Source organism: Bradyrhizobium sp. NBAIM08 (assembly GCF_020193935.1).
GTDB classification, from domain to species: domain Bacteria; phylum Pseudomonadota; class Alphaproteobacteria; order Rhizobiales; family Xanthobacteraceae; genus Bradyrhizobium; species Bradyrhizobium yuanmingense.
Genome location: NZ_JADYVR010000202.1, coordinates 1 through 465, shown reverse-complemented (window position 1 = coordinate 465; position 465 = coordinate 1). Strand labels below are relative to the sequence as shown.

Annotated in this window: 1 pseudogene; it reads right to left on the bottom strand. The window is 72.7% G+C overall.

Annotated features, from left to right (window positions below):
- A pseudogene (locus I6F37_RS39115) lies at positions 1 to 298 on the bottom strand (hypothetical protein); the annotation flags it as partial.
- Positions 299 to 465 lie beyond the last annotated feature (167 nt).

Sequence of the window (465 nt, the reverse complement as noted above, 5' to 3'; positions counted from 1 at the left end):
CGACGACGTCGTCGGCCGGCGCGGTGATCCCGTCGCCATGGGCCGGGACGTCGATCAGGATCACCGGGGTGAGGTCGGGGAGCTGCACCACCTCGACGGTGGCGTCGGCGAGCGATCGGGAGGCGGCCCACGACCGCAACAGCTCCGTGGCGGCGGCGAGGTGCCCGTTGGTGGCCCAGTCGGCGTCGAACGCCGGCGACTCCGCCGGGATGGCGATGTAGTCGTGGAGCGTCGGCACGACGGACGCCTCCCACGCCTCATCGACGAAGCGGATCGCAGCGGCGGCGTCGTAACCCATGCCCGGACCCTATGCCGCCTCGTCTGCGGTCGGGTGCGGCGGGCCGCTGGCGGTCAGGCGAAGTGGCGCTCGACGAACCCGACCAGCTCCGCTGCGGACCACGGCAAGCCCGAACCGGTCGCATCGTGTTCGGTGCGGCCGTTGACGGCGATCGTCGTCCCGTGCTC